Source organism: Rhodococcus sp. CX (genome assembly GCF_015865005.1).
Lineage (GTDB): Bacteria > Actinomycetota > Actinomycetes > Mycobacteriales > Mycobacteriaceae > Rhodococcus.
This window is the reverse complement of record NZ_JADZGH010000145.1, coordinates 66,951-75,695: the sequence shown is the minus strand read 5'-3', so window position 1 is coordinate 75,695 and position 8,745 is coordinate 66,951. Positions and strand designations below refer to the sequence as shown.

Below are 8,745 nucleotides of genomic sequence, written 5' to 3'. Positions count from 1 at the left end.
ATCCGCGGCGGGCACATCGACACCGCGGTGCTCGGCGGCATGCAGGTCTCGACGACCTTCGGATTGCCGTCGCGATCGGTGTGCTCCATGACCACGATGACCCGGCTCGCGCCGTGCACCAGGTCCATGGCGCCGCCCATGCCCTTGACCATCTTGCCGGGAACCATCCAGTTGGCGAGGTCGCCGTTGCGGGAGACCTGCATGCCGCCGAGCACCGCGGTGTCGATGTGCCCGCCGCGGATCATCCCGAACGACAGTGCCGAATCGAAGAACGCGGCGCCCGGGTTGACGGTGACGGTCTCCTTGCCCGCGTTGATCAGATCGGGGTCGATCTTGTCCTCGGTCGGGTACGGTCCGGTGCCGAGGATGCCGTTCTCGGAGTGCAGCGTGACGTGCACATCGGAGGGCAGGAAGCCGGGGATGAGGGTGGGCAGGCCGATGCCGAGGTTGACGTATTCGCCGTCGACCATCTCGGCGGCGGCCCGGGCCGCCATCTCGTTGCGGGTCCAGCCCTTCTTCTCGGTGGTCTTGTCTGCGGTCGCGTTACCTGCGGTCACTGTGCCGCTCCTTCCGATACCGTCACGGTGCGCTTCTCGATGCGCTTCTTCTGGGGGCCGGTGTGGACGATCCGCTTGACGAAGATGCCGGGCAGGTGCACCTGCGCGGGGTCGATCTCGCCGGGCTCGACGAGCTCTTCGACCTGGGCGATCGTGATCTTCCCGGCCATGGCGGCCAGTGGATTGAAGTTCATCGCGGTCTTGTCGAAGATCAGGTTGCCCGCGGTGTCGCCCTTGACGGCGTGCACGAGCGCGAAGTCGGCGTGGATCCCGAGCTCCATCACGTACCGCTTGCCGCCGAAGACACGGATCTCCTTCGGCGGAGACGCGACCGCAACCGAGCCGTCGGACGCGTAGCGCCAGGGCAGGCCGCCGTCCGAGACGGGCGTTCCGACACCGGCCGGGGTGAAGAAGGCGGGGATACCGGCACCGCCGGCGCGCAGCCGCTCGGCGAGGGTGCCCTGCGGAGTCAGCTCGACCTCGAGCTCACCGGCGAGGTACTGCCGCGCGAACTCCTTGTTCTCACCCACGTACGAGGCGACGACGCGGCGGACGCGGTGTTCGTTCAGCAGCAGACCGAGGCCGTGGTCGTCGACGCCGCAGTTGTTGGAGAACACCTCGAGATCGCCGACACCGGAGTCGACGAGCGCCTGGATCAAGACGTCGGGGATGCCGCACAGACCGAATCCGCCGACGGCGAGCGACGCGCCGTCGGTTACGTCCGCGACGGCCGCCGCGGCCGTGTCGAACACTTTCGTTGCCATTGCATGACCTCTCTCGGAAAACCTCGGCCGCGTGGTGCCGGCCCTTCGGATGCGTTCACTGGGTGGACGAGCTCGCATCAGTCGTTACCCACTACAGAGGGCAAAGACCCGCATTTCAAGGGGTGTCCGTCAACTGTACAGAGATTGCTCGCTCGCCGGAACGCGTCTCGCGGCCGCGTTCACTCAATGAACGTATGCTGTCCGGGTGGAGACCGAGCAGAGACCGCAGGTGATCGGCCGGGTGAGCGCCCTGCTGCGGGCGGTCGCCGGGTACGAGCCGCACGGGTCCTCGACGACCGAACTGGCCCGGGCGACCGGGCTGGCCCGACCCACCGCGCATCGGCTCTTGACGTCGCTGGCCGAGGAAGGCCTCGTCGACCGCGACCCCAAGTCCGGGCGGTGGTCGCTGGGGCCGGAACTGTATCTGCTGGGCTCGCTCGCGGCCGAGCGCTACGACATCACCGATCTCGCCGGTGAGATCCTGCGCGGCATCGCGCGCGAGACCGGCGAAACCGCGCACCTGTCCGCGCGCCGGGGCGACGGCACCGTGTGCCTGGCGAGCGAGGAGGGCAGTTTCCCGCTGCGCTCGCACGTGCTGTACGCGGGCAGGCGACTGCCGCTGGGCGTCGCCTCCGCGGGACTGGTGATCCTCTCGCACCTGCCGGACCACGACATCGACGAATACCTGTCACGGACCGACCTGACCGCGGAGTGGGGACCGGCCCACAGCCGCGCCGCCGTCGAGGAACGCATCGAGCAGACCCGGCTGGCCGGATACGCGACCAACCCGGCTCTGCTCGTCGAGGGAAGCTGGGGCATGGGCGCGGCGGTGTTCGATCACCGGAATTCGCCGGCATGGGCGCTGAGCGTGACCGGCGTGGAGAGCCGGTTCCGGGAGGATCGGCGCCCGGAACTCGGGGAGCTGCTGCTGCGCGAGGCGCACCGCCTCACCCAGTTGCTGCACGGCCATCGCCGCTGAGCCGCACCCGACGACGTAACACCGCCGTTACGCCGGGTAATCAGTCGATTGACAAGACGCCGTTACCGTCTGCTGTCGAAATGGTTACATCGATGGTGGATCGCACTGCTGGAGGCTGCATGGCTGACGGGCTCGAACGGTTGTACACGGCACTCGACGAGATGCTGCGCCCCGTCGACGACGCGTACGCCGCCGCCTATCCGGGCCCGTCCGCCGGCCGGCAACCGGTGCACACCGTCTACGTGCCCGCCGACCGGTACGACGCGGACACCGTCCGGTCGTGGGGCGAGCAGGCCCGGCAGGTGCTGTCCGAGAACATCACCGACGCCGGTGATCTCGCAGCGGTCACCGGGATGGAACCGGGACTCGCCCATGAGGTCCTGCCGCTCGTACAGGCCAAACTCGCGGCGGAGCCGATCGAGGATCTGCGCATCGACTTCGAGGACGGGTTCCCCCAGGCCGGAGTTCCGCTCGCCGACCGGGACGCCGACGAGGACGCACACGTCGCACGAGCCGCAGAAGCACTGCGAGCGAACACCGCGGCCACACCGTTCAGCGGTATCCGGTTCAAGTGCCTCGAGGCACCGACCCGTCGCCGCGGGATCCGGACGCTGGACGCGTTCGTGGGTGCGATCGCCGAGAAAGGTTCACTTCCCGAAGGATTCGTCTTCACCTTGCCGAAGGTGACTTCTCCCGAACAGATTTCGGCGATGGTGACAGCGTGCGAGTACCTGGAGTCCGCCTATTCGCTTACGAAGCCACTGCGTTTCGAGATCCAGATCGAGACACCCCAGGCGATCTGCGGACCCGACGGCAGCGCACAGGTCGCGGCGATGATCCACGCCGCCGCCGGCCGGTGCTCGGGTCTGCACTACGGTACCTACGACTACTCGGCGGCGTGCGGAATCGCCGCCGAGTACCAGGCGATGGACCATCCGGTCGCCGACCACGCCAAAGCCACGATGCAGGTCGCGGCCGCCGGCACCGGGGTGTTCCTGTCGGACGGCTCCACCAACCGCATCCCGGTGGGCACCGCCGACGAGATCCGCAGCGCGTGGGCGCTGCACGCCCGGCTCGTCGACCGTTCGCTGCGCCGCGGCTTCTACCAGGGCTGGGACCTGCACCCGGCGCAACTGCCCACCCGGTACGCCGCGACCTTCGCGTTCTACCGCCGCTCGTTCCCGGCCGCCGCGGCACGCATCGCCGCGTACCTCGGGCGCGCCGAATCCGGCTACCTCGACGAACCCGCGACCGCGCGAGCGCTGGCGTCGTTCGTGTACCGCGGCCTGAGCTGCGGTGCCCTGTCCGCCGCCGAGGTGCACGAACACACCGGCGCCGGCCCGGAGGACCTGCAACGCCTGGCGGGCTTCCGGACAGAGAAAGGACACTCCACCCGATGACCACCGTGATCCGGGCCCGACGCGCGGTCGTCGGCGACCGCGAACGCGCCTGCGCCGTGACGCTGCGCGACGGCCGCATCGTCGCCGTCGACGACTACGACGCCCCGCTCCCCACCGGGGCCGACGAGGTCGTCCTCGCCGGCGACGAGGCGCTGCTGCCCGGCCTCGTCGACACGCACGTGCACATCAACGATCCCGGCCGCACCGAATGGGAGGGCTTCGCCAGCGCCACACGGGCCGCGGCGGCCGGCGGGGTCACCACCGTGATCGACATGCCGCTCAATTCGATTCCCTCGACGATCGATGTGGCTGCGCTGGACGTCAAGCGCGCGACCGCAACCGGGCAGACCACCGTGGACGTCGGATTCTGGGGCGGCGCCGTCCCCGGCAACCTCGCCGACCTGCGGCCGCTGTGGGACGCGGGCGTGTACGGGTTCAAGTGCTTCCTCGCGTACTCGGGTCTCGACGAGTACCCGCCGCTGAACCGCGAACAGATGGTCGCGGCGATGCGCGAGATCGCCTCGTTCGACGGGCTGCTCATCGTCCACGCCGAGGACGGCCCGACACTCGACGCACAGCCCCCGGCCGCGGGTCGTCGGTACGCGGACTTCCTGCAATCGCGACCGCCCGTCGCCGAGTCGCGGGCGATCGCGCAGGTGATCGACGGCGCCCGCGAAACCGGTTGCCGGGTGCACATTCTGCACCTGTCCGACGCCGGGAGCCTTCCGCTGCTGGCCGAGGCGAAAGCCGCCGGGGTGCGCATCACCGCGGAGACCTGCCCCCACTACCTGTCGTTGTTCAGCGAGGAGATCCTCGACGGATCAACACATTTCAAGTGCTGCCCGCCGATCCGTGAGGCAGGGAACCGGGAAGCGCTGTGGCGCGGGCTGGCGGACGGCACGATCGACTGCGTCGTGTCCGACCATTCGCCGTGCACACCGGAACTGAAGAAGTTCACCAGCGGTGATTTCGGGGAGGCGTGGGGAGGCATCTCCTCGCTGCAACTGGGATTGCCGATCGTATGGTCGGAGGCACGGCGGCGCGGGCACACCCTCGTCGACGTGGTCCGCTGGATGGGTCGCAACACACGGGATCTGGTGGGACTCGCCGATCGCGGCGAGATCGCCGTCGGCAATTCCGCCGACCTGTGCGTGTTCGCCCCCGACGATGCGTTCGTGGTGTTCCCTGAGCGTCTGCACCACCGCAATGCCGTTACACCGTACGCTGAGCGCGCGCTGGCCGGGGTGGTCCGGCAGACGTGGCTGTCCGGCGCCCCGCTCACCGTCACCCTCGACGCGGCTCAGGATCCCGCCCCGCGCGGACGCCTGCTCACCCGTGCCCCCGCCCCGGAAGGAACCCATGAGCTCGCTTGATTTCCTGCAACTGCCCGATCTCGCGTCACGCGCCTTGGCCGGATCGGTGATGTACGCGAACGACGAATTGTTCGCGGAGCGTGAGAATCTCGTCGATCCCGAACCCGCGGCGCACGACACGAGCGACTTCGGGCACAAGGGCAAGGTGTACGACGGCTGGGAGACGCGACGCCGGCGCGAACCCGGGCACGACTTCGCGATCGTGCGACTCGGGGTGCCCGGCGTGGTGCGCGGCGTCGTGATCGACACCGCGTGGTTCACCGGCAACTATCCGCCGTTCGCCTCGATCGACGGAATCTGCGTCGAGGGATATCCGAACGCGGCGCAGTTGCAGGAAGCCGAGTGGGAACCGATCCTCGACAAGGTCGAGTTGCAGGGTGATACCGCGAACAGTTTCCCGGTGCAGAGCGAGAAGCGGTGGACCCATGTGCGGCTCAACATCTTTCCCGACGGTGGGGTGGCTCGGCTGCGGATCCACGGGGAACCGCGACCGGATCCGGCGTTCCTGCGCGGCACCATCGATCTCGCCGCGCTCGAGAACGGCGGGGATGTCGTGGACTGCTCGAACCGCTTCTACTCGTCGCCGCGCAACATCCTCGGTCTCGGCCGCGCCCGGCACATGGGTGAGGGATGGGAGAACGCCCGCCGCCGCGACGACGGGAACGACCACGTCGTCGTGAGGCTGGTCGGCGCGGGGATGATCGAACACGTCGAGATCGACACGTCGTACTTCGTCGGCAACGCACCCGGTTGGGCACGGTTGAGCGGAACAGCCGACGAGGCATCGCTTTCCGACGAGTCCGCGTGGGTGACGCTGGTTCCGCGCGTCGAGCTGCTGCCGGACTGCCGGCACCGGTTCCGGGTCGACGCGGACCGTCCGTTGCGGTACGTCCGGCTGGACGTCTACCCGGACGGTGGCATCGCGCGGCTGCGGGTGCACGGCACGCTCGTCTGAATTTTCGCAATCGGGACATCGATTACCCGGACGAAACATTCGGTCGCGCGGCGGTAACCGGGTGGGGATAGAACTGCAGGGACATGGATTCCCACCCGGTTGGAGTTGCGCATGGCCACTGCACATCCGGTCGACACCCGGTTGCCGTTCGTCCGGCAGCTCGCGTTCGGCATCCAGCACGTCCTGATCATGTACACCGGGTGCATCACCGTGCCCCTGGTGTTCGGCGCCGCAGTCGGTCTCGACCGTGACACCATCGCCATGCTCATCAGCGCGGACCTGCTGATCGCCGGCGTGATCACGATCGTCCAGAGCCTCGGTGTCGGCAAGCTCGCCGGTGTGCGGCTTCCGATCGTGTGCGGTGCGACCTTCGCCGGCCTGACGCCGATGATCCTCATCGCCAACGAATACGGGCTGCAGGCCGTGTACGGCTCGATGCTCGTCGGCGGCATCGTCGGCCTGGCCCTGGCCTATCCGTTCGCCAAGGTCATCCGGTTCTTCCCGCCGCTCGTCACCGGCGCGGTCCTCACCGTCGTCGGCATCTCGCTGATCGGCGTCGCAGGTGGCCTGATCATCGGCAACGACCCCACCTCCCCCACCTACGCGTCGCCGTCGCACATCGCGCTCGCCGTCGCCGTCATGGCCGTCGCGATCGGCTTCATCTGCCTCGGCCGCGGAATCTGGTCGCAGCTCGGTGTGCTCCTCGCGCTGGTCGTCGGCACGATCATCGCGCTGCCCATGGGCCTGATCGATCTCGGCGGCGTCGCCGGAAGCGCCTGGGTGGGAATCCCCACCCCGTTCCACTTCGGCGCCCCCGAGTTCCCGATCACCGCGGTGGTGGCCATGAGCATCGTCATCGCGGTCGTGTTCGCCGAATCCACCGCGAGCATGCTGGCGGTCAGCGAGATCACCGGCAAGCCGGTCGGCAAGGGCGACATCGCGCGCGGTCTCGCCGGCGACGGCCTGTCCGCTGTCCTCGGTGGCATCTTCAACGCGTTCGTCGACACCGTCTTCACCCAGAACGTCGGCGCGGTCGCGACCACCCGCGTGTACAGCCGCTACGTCACCGCGACCAGCGGCGTGATCCTCGTGCTGCTCGGCGCCCTCCCCAAGGTCGGGGCGGTCGTGGCGGGCCTGCCGAAACCGGTGGTCGGCGGTGTCGGCCTGATCCTGTTCGCCACCGTCGCGGTCGTCGGCATCAACACCCTGCGCCGGGTGGACCTGTCCGATCGCATCAACACCACGATCGCCGCGGTCGCCGTCGGGGTCGGCCTCGTGCCGGAACTCGCCGAGGGGATGTTCGAGAAGTTCCCGTCCTCCGCGCAGATCCTGCTCGGCAGCGGCATCACCCTCGCCGCCCTCACCGCGTTCGGACTCAACCTGCTGTTCAACCACACTCGGCTCGGGAGCATGGCCCGCGCGGCCGTCGCCGGCCCCGACGCTCCCGAGCCCGGCACGCCGGCCCCCGTCACCTCGGCCGGTACCCCTTCCACCCCAGGAGCCGTTCATGCAACCGTCTGACCCGTTCGAGGTCCCGACCATCGACATCTCCCCCTACGTGACCGCGGGCCCGGACAACGAACGCGCCCGGGTGGCCCGCCTGATCGACGAAGCCTGCAGCAGTGTCGGTTTCGTCCAGATCGTGGGGCACGGGATTTCCGATGACGTCGTCGACGGACTCACCGGTGCCATGGACGAGTTCTTCGGGCTTCCGCTCGACGACAAGAAGGCCTACCGGGTGGAGGGAGCGAACCGCGGATACAGCCCGCCGAAGAGCGAATCGCTGTCCCTGAGCCTCGGTGTCGAATCCGCCGGCCGCATGAACGACTTCTTCGAGGCCTACAACATCGGTGTCGAAGCCCGTTCGTTCCCCGGACTGGGGTTGTCCGAATCCGACTACGGCATCAATCTCTGGCCCGACATCGACGGTTTCGAGCCCCGCGTGCAGCGGTACTTCGGGGAGGCGTCCCGCGTCGCGCGCACGCTCACCCGCATCTTCGCCGACGCCCTCGGCCAGGCCCCGGACTTCTTCGACGCCCTCACCGACCACTCCATCGACGTGCTGCGCCTGAACAACTACGCGCTGCCGGAAGGCACCGTCACCCTCGACGGCGACCTCACCGGCATGGGCGAGCACACCGACTTCGGCATCGTCACGGTGCTGTGGGCCGACAACGTCGCCGGGCTGCAGGTACTCGGCAGCGACGGGGTGTGGCACGACGTGGCACCGCGCGACGGTGCGCTCCTGATCAACCTCGGCGACCTCACCGCCCGTCTCACCAACGACCGGTGGCGCTCGACCCTGCACCGCGTCAAGCCGCCGATCGTCGACGGCACCATCACGCGCCGTCGCTCGGCCGCGTTCTTCCACGACGGCAACGTCGACGCGGTGATCGCGACCCTCCCCGGCTTCGTGGACGAGGGCGAGGAACCCTACGAGCCCATCGTCGTCCGCGACCACATCAAGGCGAAGCTGGCAGGCTCCCGGCACGGCAAGCCGAACACCGCCGCGGTCCGCGAGGCCGCGCGCGTGCTGGCCGCCGCAGGAAACACGGCGACGCCGTGAGCCATGTCGTCCTGGTGCACGGCGCCTGGGCCGGGCCGTGGGTGTGGGACACGATGCTCGGGCCGCTGCGGGCAGCCGGGCACACTCCGCACCCGCTCGCGCTGCCCGGCGTCGGTGCCTGGGGCGACGACGACGTCACGCTCGACGACGT

General features: G+C 68.9%; 8 protein-coding genes and 1 pseudogene. 7 read left to right on the top strand and 2 right to left on the bottom strand.

Going from position 1 to position 8,745, the window contains the following annotated elements; all coding sequences use genetic code 11:
* Together I0Q12_RS15445 and I0Q12_RS15440 are read right to left on the bottom strand one after the other, a co-directional pair.
* On the bottom strand, positions 1-494 hold a 494-nt coding region (locus I0Q12_RS15445), incomplete at its 3' end, for a 3-oxoacid CoA-transferase subunit B (RefSeq protein WP_197252748.1).
* Between the two features lie 59 nt (positions 495-553).
* Entirely contained in the window at positions 554-1,321 is a 768-nt protein-coding gene (locus tag I0Q12_RS15440; RefSeq protein WP_197252737.1) for a CoA transferase subunit A, read from the bottom strand.
* 205 nt (positions 1,322-1,526) lie between these two features.
* Here I0Q12_RS15440 and I0Q12_RS15435 point away from each other — a divergent pair, with 205 nt between their 5' ends.
* The 7 genes and pseudogenes from I0Q12_RS15435 to I0Q12_RS15405 form a co-directional block, all read left to right on the top strand.
* Positions 1,527-2,300, top strand: a complete 774-nt coding sequence (locus I0Q12_RS15435; protein WP_197252736.1) for an IclR family transcriptional regulator — start codon at positions 1,527-1,529, stop codon at positions 2,298-2,300.
* Between the two features lie 119 nt (positions 2,301-2,419).
* Complete coding sequence (locus I0Q12_RS15430) at positions 2,420-3,700, top strand: aldolase/citrate lyase family protein (protein WP_197252735.1); 1,281 nt, start codon at positions 2,420-2,422, stop codon at positions 3,698-3,700.
* Positions 3,697-5,073: an allantoinase AllB gene (gene allB / locus I0Q12_RS15425; RefSeq protein WP_197252734.1), complete on the top strand. Its 1,377-nt coding sequence runs from the start codon at positions 3,697-3,699 to the stop codon at positions 5,071-5,073. Before I0Q12_RS15430 ends, allB begins: the two co-directional genes overlap by 4 nt.
* Positions 5,060-6,028 carry an allantoicase gene (gene alc / locus I0Q12_RS15420; RefSeq protein ID WP_197252733.1) on the top strand — a complete coding sequence of 323 codons (969 nt, stop codon included), beginning with the start codon at positions 5,060-5,062 and terminating at the stop codon, positions 6,026-6,028. Before allB ends, alc begins: the two co-directional genes overlap by 14 nt.
* A gap of 111 nt (positions 6,029-6,139) precedes the next feature.
* Positions 6,140-7,549 carry a uracil-xanthine permease family protein gene (locus I0Q12_RS15415; RefSeq protein ID WP_197252732.1) on the top strand — a complete coding sequence of 470 codons (1,410 nt, stop codon included), beginning with the start codon at positions 6,140-6,142 and terminating at the stop codon, positions 7,547-7,549.
* Complete coding sequence (locus tag I0Q12_RS15410) at positions 7,536-8,594, top strand: isopenicillin N synthase family oxygenase (RefSeq protein WP_197252731.1); 1,059 nt, start codon at positions 7,536-7,538, stop codon at positions 8,592-8,594. Before I0Q12_RS15415 ends, I0Q12_RS15410 begins: the two co-directional genes overlap by 14 nt.
* Positions 8,591-8,745, top strand: a pseudogene (locus I0Q12_RS15405) (alpha/beta hydrolase); the annotation flags it as partial. The gene I0Q12_RS15410 and the pseudogene I0Q12_RS15405, both read left to right, overlap by 4 nt.